General features: G+C 42.3%; 11 protein-coding genes. 10 read left to right on the forward strand and 1 reads right to left on the reverse strand.

What is annotated here, in order from left to right; all coding sequences use genetic code 11:
- Nucleotides 1–231 precede the first annotated feature (231 nt).
- The 10 genes from V7K67_RS08010 to cruF all read left to right on the forward strand — a co-directional run bounded on the left by V7K67_RS08010 (nt 232) and on the right by cruF (nt 16,187).
- Entirely contained in the window at nt 232–1,044 is an 813-nt protein-coding gene (locus tag V7K67_RS08010; protein ID WP_334710941.1) for an SDR family oxidoreductase, read from the forward strand.
- Between the two features lie 559 nt (nt 1,045–1,603).
- Nucleotides 1,604–3,724, forward strand: a complete 2,121-nt coding sequence (locus V7K67_RS08015) for an amylo-alpha-1,6-glucosidase (protein WP_335165950.1) — start codon at nt 1,604–1,606, stop codon at nt 3,722–3,724.
- Between the two features lie 15 nt (nt 3,725–3,739).
- Complete coding sequence (locus tag V7K67_RS08020; RefSeq protein ID WP_334732518.1) at nt 3,740–4,678, forward strand: cation diffusion facilitator family transporter; 939 nt, start codon at nt 3,740–3,742, stop codon at nt 4,676–4,678.
- 45 nt (nt 4,679–4,723) lie between these two features.
- Nucleotides 4,724–7,147, forward strand: coding sequence for a glycoside hydrolase family 15 protein (locus V7K67_RS08025; protein WP_335165952.1), 2,424 nt, complete (start codon nt 4,724–4,726; stop codon nt 7,145–7,147).
- Nucleotides 7,148–7,202: 55 nt separating this feature from the next.
- Nucleotides 7,203–7,661, forward strand: a complete 459-nt coding sequence (locus tag V7K67_RS08030) for a cupin domain-containing protein (protein WP_335165954.1) — start codon at nt 7,203–7,205, stop codon at nt 7,659–7,661.
- Between the two features lie 672 nt (nt 7,662–8,333).
- Nucleotides 8,334–8,606 (forward strand): PRC-barrel domain-containing protein, encoded by a 273-nt coding sequence (locus V7K67_RS08035; RefSeq protein ID WP_335165956.1) that lies wholly within the window; start codon nt 8,334–8,336, stop codon nt 8,604–8,606.
- Nucleotides 8,607–9,813: 1,207 nt separating this feature from the next.
- Nucleotides 9,814–14,040, forward strand: coding sequence for a chemotaxis protein CheB (locus V7K67_RS08040; protein ID WP_335165958.1), 4,227 nt, complete (start codon nt 9,814–9,816; stop codon nt 14,038–14,040).
- A 495-nt stretch (nt 14,041–14,535) separates the two neighbouring features.
- Nucleotides 14,536–14,799: a hypothetical protein gene (locus V7K67_RS08045; protein WP_334732966.1), complete on the forward strand. Its 264-nt coding sequence runs from the start codon at nt 14,536–14,538 to the stop codon at nt 14,797–14,799.
- Nucleotides 14,800–14,899: 100 nt separating this feature from the next.
- The gene (locus V7K67_RS08050) at nt 14,900–15,085 is read left to right on the forward strand and encodes a hypothetical protein (protein ID WP_334732965.1); all 186 of its coding nucleotides are present in this window, start codon (nt 14,900–14,902) and stop codon (nt 15,083–15,085) included.
- A gap of 253 nt (nt 15,086–15,338) precedes the next feature.
- Nucleotides 15,339–16,187, forward strand: coding sequence for a gamma-carotene 1'-hydroxylase CruF (gene cruF / locus V7K67_RS08055; RefSeq protein ID WP_335165961.1), 849 nt, complete (start codon nt 15,339–15,341; stop codon nt 16,185–16,187).
- Between the two features lie 10 nt (nt 16,188–16,197).
- Here the strand turns inward: cruF and V7K67_RS08060 are convergent.
- A partial coding sequence (locus tag V7K67_RS08060; RefSeq protein ID WP_442943786.1) for an NACHT domain-containing protein occupies nt 16,198–17,163 on the reverse strand: 966 nt, incomplete at its 5' end.

Raw genomic sequence — 17,163 nt, forward strand, 5'->3', positions numbered from 1 at the left:
TATTTATTATTCCAATAGCTAGAAGCATTTATTCTTACAAACCTCTAAAATGATGCCAGAATCACAAAAATATCTTTCAAAAATTAAACACAAAAGTAAGCTGTGTGATTGGTATAAAAAGTGTGGCATAGGATAGCTTGCTTCAATTTTGATTCAATCATAAGTTCTCTATCTCAGCTATCCTCAAACTTTGCAAATGAAAATACATAGCAAAAATTCTCAGAAATTATTATGAGTTATTCCCCTTATCTGCTTAAAGGTCAAAAAGCACTTGTGACAGGTGGTAGTTCTGGAATTGGTGAAGCGATCGCTCGCTATTTGGCTTTATCAGGTGCAGCAGTAGCTATTAACTATCATTCGGAAGCTGAAGAAGCTCAAAAACTTGTCGATGAGATTAAAGCGGCTAATGGTGAAGCTTTTGCTATTCAAGCTGATGTCAGCAAAGAAGACGAAATAAAGGCGATGTTCAGCCAGACGATCCAGCAATTCGGCACTATTGATATTTTGATCAACAATGCGGGTCTGCAAAAAGATTCACCGCTGGTAGATATGACCCTTGAGCAATGGAATAAAGTTATTGGGGTGAACCTGACAGGACAATTCTTATGTGCTAGGGAAGCTGCAAAAGAATTCTTGCGCCGGGGTGTGCAGCCCCATATTTCATCTGCCGCAGGTAAGATTATTTGTATCAGTTCAGTGCATCAGGTAATTCCTTGGGCTGGTCATGTCAATTATGCCGCGAGTAAAGGTGGTATAAATATGATGATGCAAAGTATTGCTCAAGAACTTGCACCCCATAAAATTCGCGTTAATAGTATTGCTCCTGGTGCAATTAAAACCCCAATTAATAAATCAGCTTGGGATACTCCAGAAGCAGAAGCGAAGTTACTAAAACTGATTCCAGCAAAACGTGTGGGTGATGTAGAAGATATCGCCAAAGCAGCAGTTTGGTTGGCTTCTGATGACTCTGATTATGTCAACGGTACAACACTGTTTGTAGATGGTGGTATGACCTTGTATCCAGGTTTTACAGAGAATGGGTGAACTACTCAGACTTGCCTAAGGCTGAAGTCTAAGCTTCCCAATTTATCGGGAATAGCCTCCAGAACTCCGTAGTACTAGAAAGTCTGACATTCCCTCCTCTTGTCAGGAGTCCTGGTTCCCAAGACCCAAATCTTTCTCTTGCAACATATACCTATTAGCTTGGTTTTCGCTTATGGCATTGATGGTCAAGACATTAAGTATTGTACCAGAAAATCGTAGGGATTCGTCATACATAAGCGTATTTGTTTTTGCTTCCCGCTTAAAAACAATACTGGATGCAATCCTCACCCCCCGCTCACAATACCTACCATTAGAGTACATTGTTCGCGTAGCGTCTCGCAGAGAAGGTGGGGACTTCCGCGACACGTTAAGATAATTCGTAGATCGTAATTCGTAATGACGCTCTCTACGAGACGCTAAAAGCGTAGCTTGCTTCCCTGAAAGGGTACGCGGACTCGCTAACGTATTTAAGTTTTGTCACTGGGATTTAGAAAGAGCTACAAAACTTGCCGCTTGTTGTCAGCGGGGGAATTAAAGCCACAGAATTGGTTAATTGAAAATGCCTACAAAAGTTACTGTCAATTCGGATTTGATAACCATTAACGATGGTTCTTCTTTTTTAGTAACAGCTAGTGATGGTTCTATCGACGAGAATTTACCTCAAGGTTTTTTTGTTTGGGACACACGGCTAATTTCTTACTACGAAATTTCTCTTAATCGCTATCGACTTTCGTTGCTAGCCTCTAGCAATATCACCCATCATAATGCACTTTACCAATTCACTAACCCACAACTTCCTACTATCAACGACTCTTTACCTCCTGGTAGTTTGCTTGTAACTGTTCGGCGCGATATTGTGGAAGGTATGCATGAAGATATTGATATAACTAACTATCACAATAAAGTTGTTGAGTTTCAATTAATGCTAGCTGTGCGTTCTGATTTTGCGGATATTTTTGATGTCAAATCACAGCAAATTTTGACGCGGGGTGAAACACAAACCAGATGGGAAAATGGTGTACTCACTACTGAATATCGTAACGGCTCTTTCTTGCGAGGTATTGTGATTGAGCCAGTTTGTACTAGTTCTGAGCCACGCTATGCCAATGGTCGTTTAATGTTTGATGTGGTCATTGCTCCTGGGAAAACATGGCACACTTGTGTCAATTTTACAGCCTTAGCAGATGGAAATGTTTTCAAACCTCAAAATACCTGTGCTGTGCCTCACAGTACGAAAGCAGGAAAGGTTAGGGATGAATTTCTGACTAATGCCACAAAGTTGCGATCGTCTAATGCTGAAATTGCCGAATACTATCAGCAAGCGATCGCGGATATGGGAGCGCTACGAATTGAGGTGGATGATAATGGGCATCAATTTTGGATGCCTGCTGCTGGTATACCCTGGTTTGTTGCCGTTTTTGGACGGGACTCAATAATTGCTAGCTTGCAAGCGATCGCAGTTTATCATGAATTTGCTCATGGCACGTTACTCAAACTGGCTCAACTCCAGGCTACTGAGTTGGATGATTGGCACGATGCCCAACCGGGCAAAATGCTACACGAAATGCGCCGCGATGAGTTAACTACATTAAACCTACTGCCATATCATCCCTACTACGGAACAGTAGATACTACCATCCTGTGGATTGTTACTTTAGCTGAAGCCTATAACTGGAACGCCGATGTCAGTATGCTTGATGAGTGTCGAGCGCCACTGGAAAAGGCACTAAATTGGATTGATAAATACGGCGACTTTGACGGCGATGGCTTTGTTGAGTATTTAACTCATTCGTCAAAAGGATTACGCAATCAAGGTTGGAAAGATTCGGGTGACGCAATAGTTTATCCTAATGGTCAGTTAGTTGAGCCGCCAATCGCTTTGTGTGAAGTGCAAGGCTACGTTTATGATGCGTGGCTGAGGGCAGCTTTAATTTATGAAGTGTGGGGAGAAAAAGAGCAAGCCAAAAAGCTGCGTCAAAAAGCCGAAGAACTTTATCAACGATTTAATGAACAATTCTGGATGGATTCAGTTGGCTTTTACTGTTTAGGATTAGACGATAAAAAGCAGCAAATTCAATCAATTGCCTCAAATGCTGGTCATCTCCTCTGGTCTGGTATTGTCCCACAGGAACGAGCCAAAAAACTTGTTAACCGACTTTTTCAACCAGATATGTGGTGTGGTTGGGGTGTGCGGACTCTTTCATCGGAAAATCAGGCATATAACCCAATTAGTTATCAACGAGGTAGTGTATGGCCTCACGACAACTCCATAATTGCCGCCGGATTAAAGCGATATGGCTATCACGAAGAAGCTAACCGCATTGCTGAGGGTATCTTTGCTGCTGCTAGTTATTTTCAAGCTGGGCGAATGCCAGAATTGTTTGCGGGAATTGAACGCCAAAATGATAACTTTCCAGTCCCCTACCCAGACGCTAATATACCCCAAGCTTGGGCTGCTGGTTCAATTTTCTTACTCATTCGTACCATTTTAGGACTCGAAGCTGATGCTTCAAAACAACAGTTAAAAGTACACCCGAATCTACCAGATTTTTTATCCGATTTAGAACTCACAAATTTGTCCGTGGGAGACGCTACGGTGGGATTGCGATTTTGGCACAATGGCGAACAAACCCAATGGGAAGTTACGCATCTCGATGGTGAATTAGAAGTTTCTACATAATTATTATTTACTCTTATGGCATCTGATTCATCTAATAAAACTATATATGCAGCGATGGGTGCTAACTTAGCGATCGCTATTACTAAATTTATCGCCGCCTCTATTACTGGCAGTTCGGCTATGATATCTGAAGGTATTCATTCAGTTGTAGATACTGGCGACCAACTATTACTTTTGCTGGGAATTCGCCGCAGTAAAAAGCCAGCAGATGATAGTCATCCCTTTGGTTACGGGCAAGAACTTTATTTCTGGACTTTTATCGTTGCTATCCTCATCTTTGCTATTGGTGGTGGAATGTCAATTTATGAAGGAATTACTCATTTAATTAACCCCAGTCCCTTAGAAGACCCAATGTGGAATTATATTGTGTTAGGTATGGCAATATTATTGGAGGGTTTTTCTTGGACTGTAGCTTTAAAAGAGTTTTTGCCGACTAAGGGTAAACAAAATCTTTGGCAAGCTATCAAAAGCAGTAAAGACCCCACCGTATTGACAATATTATTTGAGGATACTGCGGCAATTTTAGGTTTACTCGTTGCCTTAATCGGAATATTTTTAGGGCATCTATTTAATAATGTTTATCTTGACGGTATCGCCTCAATCATTATTGGCATTATCTTAGCTATAGTAGCAGTGGTACTAGCGAGAGAAAGTAAAGGACTATTAGTTGGTGAAAGTGCCGATCCTCAGACTATAGCTAATATCCGTTCTTTGTCAAAAATAGAACCAGGAGTGAAAGAGGTTATCCGGGTGCTAACAATGCAACTTGCTCCAAAAGAAGTATTACTCAACTTAGAAATTCAATTTTCTCACAATCTTACAGGTGAAGAAATCGCCTTAACTGTAGAAAGTTTAGAAGCAAGTATTCGCCAAAATCATCCTGATATCAAACAAATTTTTATTGAAGCTAAATCCTTAACTGCATCTCGCAAATATTCTCAAACTTCTCAATAAAATTTTCCTAAATATCAACTACAGTTCTGAACTGCACAACAAATTATGGTAAAAATTCTTGGTCAAGGACAGGCTTTTGGCTCACCTGGCATCAATCCTCGATGGACTCATGCCAACAAAGATGGAGTCGGAACAGCTTACTCTACCTCTAGTAACATTTGGTTTACTATTTGGAATGGTGTTGTCACTGAAATCTACCATCCCACAGTAGATAAACCCCAAGTTCGGGATTTACAGTATCTAATTTCTGATGGAAAAAGCTTTTTTCACGAAGAGAAACGCCATCTCGAATCAAAAGTTGAACCGATGTGGACTCATGGTTTAGGATATCGCATCACTAATTCCGATCCACAAGGGCGTTATGCTGTCATCAAAGAAGTAATTGCTGACCCGCATTTATCCTGTATTTTACAACATACAAAGTTAACAGGAAATAGCGATTTTATTTCCCAACTTCAGCTATACGCTTTGTGTGCGCCACATCTGGAAGTTGGAGGTAGAGGTAATAATGGTTACGCTGTACAAGTTGCTGGACATCGGATTCTCACAGCCGAGAAACAAGGAACATGGTTAGCGCTGGGTGCAACAATTCCCTTTACCCGGATTTCTTGTGGCTACGTCGGTGAAAGCGATGGTTGGACAGATTTAGCTGATAACTTTCAGATGGATTGGGAGTTTGATAGTGCTGTAGATGGCAACATAGCATTAACTGGAGAACTAAATTTAGATAGTACTAAAGAGTTTACTTTAGGACTGGCGTTTGGGACAAATCTGCACAATGCAATTTCTACACTGTTTCAGTCGCTGAATATTCCTTTTGAAAAGCAGAAGCAGCAATATAACGAACAGTGGAAGCGATGTCTAACGACAAGCCGCTCCGCGTCTACGCGCCAGGGCCTCAAACCATTAGAAAATATTTCTTATGATGAGGGTAAGTTGTATCACAACAGCATTAGTCTGTTGTTGGCACATGAAGATAAAACCTATCCTGGCGCATTAATTGCATCTCTGGCTATCCCTTGGGGTGAAGCCAAAGACGACCAAGACCAAGGAGGATATCACCTTGTCTGGACGCGGGATCTGGTTAGCAGTGTATCAGGTTTAGTGGCTGCTGGGGAAACAGATACAGCAGTGCGATCGCTAATTTATCTGGCCACTAGTCAGCAGGAAGATGGCGGTTTTCCCCAAAATTTCTGGGTTGATGGGAAACCTTATTGGACAGGTATCCAGCTTGACGAGGTGGCATTTCCCATTCTATTAGCATGGCTATTGCACCAACAGAAAACTTGCTTAAACTTCGATATTTATCCGATGATTTTACGGGCGGCGGGTTATTTAATTCGTCATGGCCCAGCCACCCAACAAGAACGCTGGGAAGAAAATAGTGGTTATTCACCATCAACATTAGCATCTAATATTGCCGCCTTAATTTGTGCTGCTCAATTTGTTCGTGAACGTGGCGATGAAGCAACAGCAAACTTTATCGAAGAATACGCTGATTTTTTAGAATCTCACATCGAAGCTTGGACAGTTACTACTGAAGGGACTTTAGTTTCTGGCATCAAACGCCATTACATTCGGATTACTCCTACAGATATTAATAATCCTCAACCCAATGAAAATCCTAACCAAGGAACTCTTTTCATCAGCAGTCAACCTCCTGGTGAACCGTCAGAATTTCCCGCGAAGGAAATTGTTGATGGTGGGTTTTTGCAATTAGTACGCTATGGAATTCGTAAACCTGATGACCCGATTATTGTTGATTCTGTCAAAGTAATTGATGCAGTTTTAAAAGTATATACACCTGCTGGGCCTTGTTGGCATCGTTACAACCACGACGGCTACGGACAGCAAGAAGACGGCAGTCCTTATACAGGTTTCGGTAAGGGACGCGCTTGGCCTCTCTTAACAGGAGAACGGGGACATTATGAATTAGCTGTTGGTGGCGATGTCAAAACATATATCAAGGCGATGGAAGGATTTGCCTCAGATACTTGTTTACTGCCCGAACAGGTTTGGGATGAAGCAGATATACCTGAAAACCATCTGTATTTAGGAAAACCAACAGGTTCGGCAATGCCTTTGATGTGGGCGCACTCGGAGTATATCAAGATGTTGCGGTCAAATCATGATGGTCAGATATTTGATTTGATTCCAGAGGTGGCGAATCGATATCTAGGTGAGAGAAAGCAGTGTAAATCGTTGGAGATTTGGAAGTTTAACCGACAAATAAACAAAGTTCAAAAAGGTTATACATTGCGAATTCACGCTTTAGCATCTTTTCATTTGCATTGGTCAGATGATAATTGGCAAACCGTCAAAGATACACCTGCAAATTCTACAAAGTTAGGAGTTAATTTTGTAGATATCTCTATTTCTGATCATCAGCAACAGCCAATTAACTTTACCTTTTTCTGGATTGAAAGCAGCAAATGGGAAGGACATAATTATACGGTTATAATTTCGTAATTCGTAATTTATAATTCGCCTTTCAATACATTTCGGAGCAAAAAAAGCCATTATTATGCAGAATAACTCATCACCCAAACCAACAATTGAATACTGGCACGTCTGGACTGACAACGACGGTATAAGCCACCAATCCCGTTGTCAAATTGAAGACTTCATGGAAAAAGGCATAGCCCCGGATACCTCACCGCAGTGGCTTTCTAATTTGAAGCAGTCCGGTGCTACAATCACCTTTACTGTGCTACCTGTGGGATGGGTTGGTAACTGGCATGAGAACCCAAAACCCCAGTGGATCATACCTTTATCGGGACGCTGGTTTGTGGAGACTATGGACGGACAGCGAGTCGAGATGGGGGAAGGCGAAATTTCCTTTGGAGAAGATCAGGGTACGAAAGCAGACGCGCAAGGTCATAAAGGTCACTTATCTGGAACAGTAGGCGATGTGCCAGCTGTTCTAATAATGGTGCAATTTGAAGAGACTCCGACTATAGATCAATCTTGTCGATTTAGGTAAGTGGGTTATTCCTAGTATAAGTAAGTCGGTGAGAAAAATTCAATGTATATGAAGAAATATAAATTAGCTGTCGGGTGTGTTATGCCTGATAGCAACGCACCTGAGATTGTTGACGGTGCGGCGCTTGGCGACAACACACCCGACATTAAAATTCCTTAACATAGCTGGAAATATTAGCACCGACTTACTTAGTCTTGCGGCATTGCATAAATGCGGGATGAATCAGGGCAAACGCGTTTAAAGTACTCTTGATCCCGACCAAGATTAAGACCCAACAAAAAATCAGTATTTCTGGCTTGATTTATTTTCCAAGGCTCAAAGCGATCGCTAAAATCTTTGTCAATAAGTAGGAATTAATGAGATTATTTTTGAGTCTATTGAGAATATACTAGTCTTATTGACTTGTACTGAGCGTACCCCTACGGGGATCTTGCTACGCGTAGCGTCTCGTAGAGAAGTCGAAGTATAGGGAACAGGAAAAAAGAGAGTTAAAGGTGTACCCAGTTTTTTCAAACATCAAATAGGAATCCTATATATCTTTGGAATGTTTTATCAGAATTTGTATAACTTATACATAACTCAAACATTTACTCAAACATGATCTTTGACTGTGAAACGTTATCTTGAATAAAGCAGATTATAAACACTTTAACAAAGCAAAGGGTAAGAACTATGCGACTCCATACCATCAAAGAGTTTGACCCCGACTACCGAAATCACTTTGATGACAAGGATATCGTTGGGTACGACCTATATGCAGGCGCAGACAAAGTTGGCTCAGTTGATGATCTACTGGTTGATGATACAGGTAAGATTCGTTACCTAGTTATCAATACTGGGGTTTGGATTCTGGGTAAGAAGGTGTTGTTACCAATCGGTCGTGCTCGCATTGATTACACAGGTCACCGCATTGCTGTAGACGAATATGACTCGGACTCAAGTTGAAGCGCTACCCCAGTACGACGGCAAAATGCCCGTAGATTATGAGCACGAAAAGCAAGTACGTGATGTGTATCGTCCGAAGATCATTGATATTGTCTTTTGTATCACTATAGAAAGCATTCTGATCTTGAGCATCTCTCTAAGTACTGACCTAATTGGTTAGGAAAGTTTTGAATTTTAACGCTTGAAATTCGCGCTTAGTACACAGAGTCCTCTCGAATTCGCCAAAAAATTAAGAAGTAAAAAGATAATCCCCATAATTGAAGAAGGCAGAGGGCAGAGGGCAGAGGGCAGAAGGTTCAATTTAGAAGGGGATTCAAACCCCTCCTAAATTGAGGCCACAAAACAAGAAAATTTGGTGGGGGTCTTAAACCCTTGTTCCCTTCTCTTCGAGACGCTGCGCGAACGGTCACGAGCTTCTTGACACGAGTCAGAATTCCCTCCTGCCGTCTGCCTTTCCCGATAAATTCAGGGGATTTAATAAGGACGTATTATTTCTTGCGCTATGCGTCTCGAAATAAATGTTTTTATTTCGTTCCATAAATTTAGTTGCTCTGTGACCATTTTGATTTTTCTTTATGAGTGCCTTTTAACTTTTTACTTTTGCCTTGTTCGGTCATATCATTTGCGAACCAATCTTTCTTTTGCACATCCCATGAAAAATCATAAGAAGAATTATATTCTTCTTTGGAGCTTCTGCTTCAAGAGAATAAGCTGCCACGCATCTAGTTTTTTAGATGCCTCTAGGCTATGGAAGGGTTTTAGACCCAAGATTATACAATTTAAATGCGCGACAGCTTATCACGTTTCCTGACAGGCAGATGACGGCTGTCTCTAACTCCCCCTTGTAATAATTATTATTTCTCTAAAAATGAATATTTAATTTCCTGAAAGGCTTATGTGGTTTTAGTGCATTATACTCCTATTCAGTTACGTGAATATTTAGATGTGTTTGCCCTGATTCGTGGGGTAAGCTATTCAAAAGCAATGGATATGCTTAGGTACTAAATTTGATTGTTACTTCATTTTATTAAAGTATAAGATGATACCCATGTTCAAATGATTCATCCTGCATTTATGCAACGCTTGATTTCTTTTCCGGCGTTGCATAAATGCAGGATGATTTATCTCACGCAGAGACGCAGAGAGAATAAGAGTTTGAGATTTCAATACATCAGATTTCATCCCCAGATTCAGCAACGTTCATCTTATGACATCCGATCAACCCTCTGAGCAACCTGTATCTGAATCTACCGCTAATGAAGTGTTCGACGTAGAGCAACATAAAGATGCTTTATTTCCCATCGTTGGCATTGCCGCCTCTGCGGGTGGATTAGAGGCATTTACGCAGGTACTCAGGCATTTGCTTACCGATACAGGGATGGCATTTGTGCTGATTCAACACTTAGACCCTAACCACAAGAGTCTATTGAGCGAAATTCTGGCAAGAACAACTCAAATGCCCGTCACTGAAGTGCAAGATGGCGTGACTGTAGAACCTAACAAGGTCTACATTATTCCGCCCAACACTAAAATGATATTGTGTCAAGGGGTGTTGCAACTCACGCCGCGAGAGAAAGTTCATGGTAAATATATGCCTGCTGATGCGTTCTTTACTTCATTGGCAGCAGATCGAGGGCAAAAAGCGATCGCAGTAGTTTTATCTGGGGCGGATGGAGACGGTTCACTGGGGCTGAAGGCAATCAAGGCAGCTGGAGGCGTGACTTTTGCCCAGTGTGAAGACACAGCAAAATTCGATAGTATGCCCAATACTGCTGTTGCCACCGGGAATGTGGATTTTGTGCTACCGCCGGAAAAAATCGCCGAGGAACTGGTAAACCTCAGTCGCAATCCTTTTATTTCTAACTCATTGCCACTGATCGCCGTTGAGAAATTGCCCGAACAGGGAAATGCCCTGGCGACTATATTTGTATTATTGCGATCACAAACTGGCGTTGACTTCAGCCACTACAAGCCCAACACCCTCGATCGCCGAATCCAGCGCCGAATGCTGTTGTATAAACTAGAACGTTTGGAGGATTATGCCGAGTATTTGCAAAAGAATCCGGGTGAAGTCAAGGCACTCTATGAAGAAATTCTGATCCACGTCACCCATTTTTTCCGCGATACCGAAGCATTTGAACTGTTGAAAGAGCGAGTCTTTCCTACCATCATCCAATACAAATCAGCAGAGTTGCCGATTCGGATTTGGGTAGCTGGGTGTTCAACGGGCGAAGAAGTGTATTCCATCGCTATCTCCTTGCTGGAGTTTTTGTCGAATAAAGTAACCTCGCCGCCGATCCAGATTTTTGCCACAGACATCAGCGAGATAGCGATTGACAAAGCGAGATCGGGTATTTATGCAGAGAATCAAATGGTGGAAGTCTCAACAGAGAGCCGCCGCAGATTTTTTAATGCCCTTGAAGGCGGTGGATATCAAATTAGCAAAGCTGTCCGCGAACTGTGTGTGTTTGCTAGGCAAGACTTGGGCAGTGATCCCCCTTTTTCTAACTTAGATTTAATTAGCTGCCGGAATGTACTGATTTACTTGGACGAAACGTTGCAAAAACGGATATTGCCCATCTTTCATTACAGTCTTAACCCGACTGGCTTTTTGCTGCTAGGGACTTCAGAAAGCACAGGTAAATATTCGGACTTGTTTACTCTAATTGACAAAAAGTATAAAATATATGGCAAAAAGCTAACTGCAATTCGTCCAACTTTTTCGTTCATTACCAGCAATTATCCGATAGTAAAAGTGGACGAATCAAAGCCGATCAATGAGAATCCATCGGATGAGTTGGACTTAGAGAAAAAAACTGACCAACTAATCTTGAATCGCTATGCCCCAGTGGGTGTGGTGATCAACGACAAGATGGACGTGCTGCAATTTCGGGGAGAAATCGATCTCTACCTCAAACTTGCACCTGGCAAACCGAGTCTTAACTTATTCAAAATGGTGCGCCAAGGCTTGCTCATCGAGCTACGGGCGACAATTTATCAGGCACAACGACAAAAAATTCTAGTTAGAAGAGAAGGGTTACGAATTGAAGAGGGCGATCTTTCAAAAATCATCAATCTTGAGGTGATTCCATTCAAGCCTGCGACTGACGAAGAACTCTACTTTCTGGTTTTATTTGAATCAGCCCCACCCACAATTAACAACCCCAGCACAGTAAATCCTGAGAGCGAAGAGCAGTCAGACTTAGCGCAGGAGATTGTTCGGCTTAAGCTTGAACTTGCAACCGCCATCCAAGAACGGGCTGCGACTCTTGAGTATCTGCAAGCAGTGATCCAAGAGCAGGAGCATATCAATCAAGACCTGAAAGTTGCTAATGAAGAAATCCTGTCGAGCAATGAAGAGTTGCAAAGCACCAATGAGGAGCTAGAAACTGCCAAAGAAGAGATTCAGGCAACCAACGAAGAACTCAACACCACTAATGAAGAACTTCGTAGTCGAAATCTGGAATTACACCAAGTTAACAACGATCTCACGAATTTGCTTGCCAGTATTAATATTCCCATTTTGATATTGACTTCGGACTTACGCGTTCGACGTTTTACGCCAATGGCACAGCGACTTTTCAATTTAATTCCCGCCGATGCTGGACGATCTTTGAGCGACATCAGATCAAATCTCGATGTTCCTGAGTTAGAAACTCTAATTTTGGAGGTTCTTGACACACTCAGCATCAAAGAATTAGAAGTCCAAACTTTGGGGGGACATTGGTACAATCTCCGCATCCGTCCTTATCGCACCACAGAAAACAAGATTGACGGTGTAGTGTTGGTGTTAATAGATATTGATGTTCTTAAACGCAGTGCAGTAACGTTAGAACAAGCCCGGAATTACGCTGAAGCGATTGTGGAGACGGTACAAGTGCCGTTAATCGTCCTTGATTCTGATTTGCGGGTGAACAAAGCCAATCGCTCGTTTTATGAAACATTTCAGGTTTCACCATCAGAGACAGCCCAATCTCTGATTTTTGAACTAGGAAACGGTCAATGGAACCTGCCGGGACTGCGATCGCTCTTAGAAGACATTCTCGCCAACGATACCAGTATTCAAAACTTGGAGGTAGAGCATCACTTTGAGCAGATTGGACAGAAAACCATGCTGCTCAATGGTTGGAAAATTATTGAGCAGGGAGAGGCTCAAATGATTTTGCTGGCGATTGAAGATATTAGCGATCGCAAACAGTTAGAGTTAGAGCGGTCTAAGATTATAGCACAAGAGCAGTCAGCCCGTCAACAGGCGGAAATTGCCAACCGAGCCAAAGATGAATTCCTGTCGAACCTCTCCCATGAACTTCGTAACCCGCTCAATACTATACTGGGCTGGACGCAACTTTTCCGCACCCGCGATTTAGATTCAGAAGCAGTCACTCGTGCCTGGGAAGTGATCGAGCGGAGTGCTAAGGTGCAAGCTCAGTTAATCGATGATATGCTGGATGTCTCACGGATTACGAGTGGCAAGCTTCATTTAAATACTCGTCTAATCGATCTAGTTTCAGTAGTGGATGCCGCCATTGAGTCTGTCCAATTGTCCGCAGAGGCGAAAAGCATTGAACTTGTTTCAGACTTGAACTCGGCGACAGTTGTCGGAGATTTTGATCGCTTACAGCAAGTTCTGTGGAATTTACTTTCCAACGCGATTAAGTTCACTCCAGTCGGTGGGCGAGTGGGAATTATGCTCGAAGCTGTATATACTCATGCTGAAATTCGAGTCAGCGACACAGGAATTGGCATCCGGGAAGACTTGCTGCCCTATGTTTTCGATCGCTTCCGCCAAGGAGATTCCAGCAGTAGCAAAACAACTCAGGGACTTGGATTAGGCTTGTCAATCGTCCGTCATCTGATAGAACTTCACGGTGGAACAGTTCAAGCGCAAAGTCCAGGTGAGGGACTAGGAACCACGATCGTTGTCAGGCTGCCTCTACGCTCAATGCCGTTGGAGATTACACCGCCAATTTATTTAGAGCCGATCATTTTGTCAGAGACTCTGGATACATTAAATGGTAAAAATCCACCCCTTACCCTTCAAGGGTTATGCATCTTGGCTGTAGACGATCAACCGGATAGCCGCGACTTACTAAAGTGGATATTAGAAGACTTCGGGGCTGAAGTAGTAATTGTGACATCGGCAAGGGAAGCGATCGCTACTTTAACTGAATCTCCTGGCAAATATGATGTGCTTCTAGCAGATATTGGGATGCCAGAGGAGGATGGTTTCTCCCTGATTCGTCACGTGAGAGCGCTTGAGGCTCTTGCTGGGGGACAAATCCCAGCAGCAGCAATCACTGCCTATGCCACCGAGCAAGAGCGGCAAAGGGCAATTGATGCTGGTTTCCAAACGCATATAGCTAAACCGATTGATCTTACTCAATTGGTATTGATGATTGCAAATTTGACTGGACGAGTCACAGATAATTCGTAATTCGTAATTCGTCATTGAGGTACAGAGCAACTAATTTTAATTATGAAAAATTAAAAGGGAACAGGGAACGGGCAACAGGCAACAGGGAAATCCCCATAATTAAAATCAGGGGATTTGTACAAGGACACATTGAAACATCGTGGCTGACGCCATCTCGTTTCAAATATTTTTATCTCTTTTCATAAATAAATTTAGGGGCTTTAAACCCTGTATTCGGGGCTAATTTTTTTTCTGTTCCCTGTTAAGAGTTCCCGCCCCGAAGGGGCTTGGTAAAAAATTTGCGGGGTCCAGATCCTCGACAACTTTTACGAAGTCGGGGATCTAATTTTTCATGAATGATTTAGGATTGCCAGATCAAATGTCTGAATAAATGTTTGAATTACGTATAAATTGTATAATCTGCACCTAAAACATTCCAAAGATACAGAATATATTTGATTTTTTTTATTTTAATAAAACAGAAGGTATTAACTATAAATTAGAGGAGTCTTACGCATGGCTGCAACCTTCATGAAGGTGCCTAAGTTTCGCAATGCCCAATGGGTGAGCTTTGTTGGTGGAGAAGGGATTGTACGGAGCTACACACCTGAATCTGGCAAATGGACGTATCTCATTGAGATGGCATTAGGGCTAGAGCCTGACTTTGGCAGAGTTGGTGCAGAAACGATGATACTCCTTACCGAGGCAGATTTACTTACGACATACAGCGAATTTCAAGCTGGGTGTTGTAAACAATCTAAGTCTCAAACCCCGGCGTAAAGGCTATTTTACTTCTGTTAGCGCAGTGGGGCATAGCCAATTCTGACTCCTGAATTCTGCTGTAAGTAGGTTTTTGATAAAGAGGATGAGGAGGTTGAAAATGTTTAAATCTACCGATTTAATTCGGGGTAAAATCTACTCTTGCCGAGGGGAGCAAATCAAATTTAGCCATCAATCTCGTAATCGGAGATTTTTCTTTGTAAACAGTAGTCGTAAGCGCTTGATGTTTACATCCGATTTCATTCAGCGAGAACTTTATGAAATCAGAGTACTAGCAGAACAGTAGGGGAAGCTTCATGCAGCAAGACAACTCTGATTTAGTCAAACAAATCAAAGACTTCAAAACTTATAGTTACTCCTGAGATGAAGTTATCCAAAAATCCAATTTGGACAAACAATTAGAGCAAGACTTGAATATCATTAATGCTCATTTTAGCTGATTATAAATCAAGTACCAGTCCCTAATAAATGCTAGGAGATTTTTAAACAATGGCTAGGATGAATAGCGCTTCATCAGCAGCGAGTAAAAAGGAATTACCATGAAACAACTTGTTATTGCTGAACGCGTAAGCCTCATTGGTCATATCGTGTCAACAGTATTTGGATTGGTAGGAATACTACTGGTTGTACCTAATGCCCAAGTAATTTTTAACTTATCCGAGGTTGGACAAACTGCCATACAATGGAGTATGGCAGGAGGCGGTGTCGTTTATATGATTTTAGGCGCGGCAGGTGTTTTCTTGTATGCCACGCGGATTTTGGGTTTAGGTCGCGCCTTAGCATTTCTGTTGCCATCAGTATTTATTTCTCTAGTCAGTGAATTACTAGGAACCAGTACTGGTTTTCCATTTGGCCATTATAGTTACCTAAGCGGTTTAGGTTATAAGATTGCGGGTTTAGTCCCATTTACAATTCCCTTGTCGTGGTTTTATTTGGGATTTGTTTCTTACCTGCTGGCACGTGCAGGTTTAGAAGTGGACAAAAAACCCAATTTGTGGCGTCATCTAAGTGCGATCGCTTTGGGTGCTTTATTACTAACCTCCTGGGATTTTGTTCTTGATCCTGCAATGAGTCAAACTTCTCTACCCTTTTGGTATTGGCAAAAACCAGGCCCCTTCTTTGGAATGCCTTACCAAAACTTTGCGGGGTGGCTGGGTACTAGCTCAGTATTTATGACTGTGACTGCACTGTTGTGGAGAAATAATCCAATTAACTGGGAGCGATCGCAACTTAATATACCTTTTGCAGTTTATTTAAGTAACTTTGGTTTCGCTACAGCCATGAGCTTAACAGCTGGATTCTTTGTACCCGTGTTGCTAGGCTTGTTGCTGGGTGTAACTCCCGCAGTGCTGCTGTGGTTGAAAGGCTCATCTACACCCCATTCGTGAGAGGTTAAGGTCAGATACCATTTGTCAATAGGGTACAAGAGGCAGAAGGGAAAGACTCACTACAACTTCTCCTTTGCTCCCAGCCCCCAGCCCCCTGCCATTCCTGCTTGGAGAGTTCTTTTCTCGGCAACAACAAACTAGCTTCAATCTCCTGCCGCACAACGCCTGTTACCTCACAGTTACTATTGAGGCAATCGATAAGCAACTGATTGGCATCGTAATATTGTTGCAATACTTGCTGTTGCTGTGGGCTGAAGTGCCAGTGATGCTCAATGTTTCGATGCTTGGCAATCGTGGCTTTTAACAGTTCCATCCAGGCAGCATAACTTCTGTGCCACCATATCTGAAACCTTTCTCTACTTTGTTCTGGATCAGGCAGTAGGTCTTTAAGTTGTTGTAAAGCTTGATGTAAGCCAGCATCTTGAACGATCGCTAAAGCATAACTCAAAGCATCGTCGCAGGCATGGGCATCGGCAGAATCAGATTTGCAGTCAATACTGCATTCCATTACTAGGTTATCTAATGCCGCATCCAAAAAAATACCCTGATCAAGGATGCAGACAAGAGCAAAGTGCCAGATCAAGTGAGGAGTTCGAGCCAGAGCAAGGTAAAACGCGCGAATTGCAGTAGGCTGGGGGGGAGCGGCAAGGGACTTTTGACTTGCCCAAGTTAAAAATTTTTGCAAATATGAATCTTGAGCCACTAGTGCATCAACTTCTTGCTTCATCAACAGTACTAAGAAATCTGCACTCCGCAGCATGGCAACCGTTAACAAAAAGATTTCGCGCCACCTGGGTTCAGTAATATGACTCACTAGACGTTCTAACGGTTGTTCTAATGTTTGTAAATTATAACTGGCAACGATTTTTCTAGCAGTCAGGTATTCTTGAAACGTCAAATAAGAGAAGGAGAAAATTCCCCGCACTCGTTCTGCTAGTAATCCATGTTGTAACTCTATCGCCTGAAGTACCTCTTC

Source organism: Nostoc sp. (genome assembly GCF_036917155.1).
GTDB lineage: Bacteria > Cyanobacteriota > Cyanobacteriia > Cyanobacteriales > Nostocaceae > Nostoc.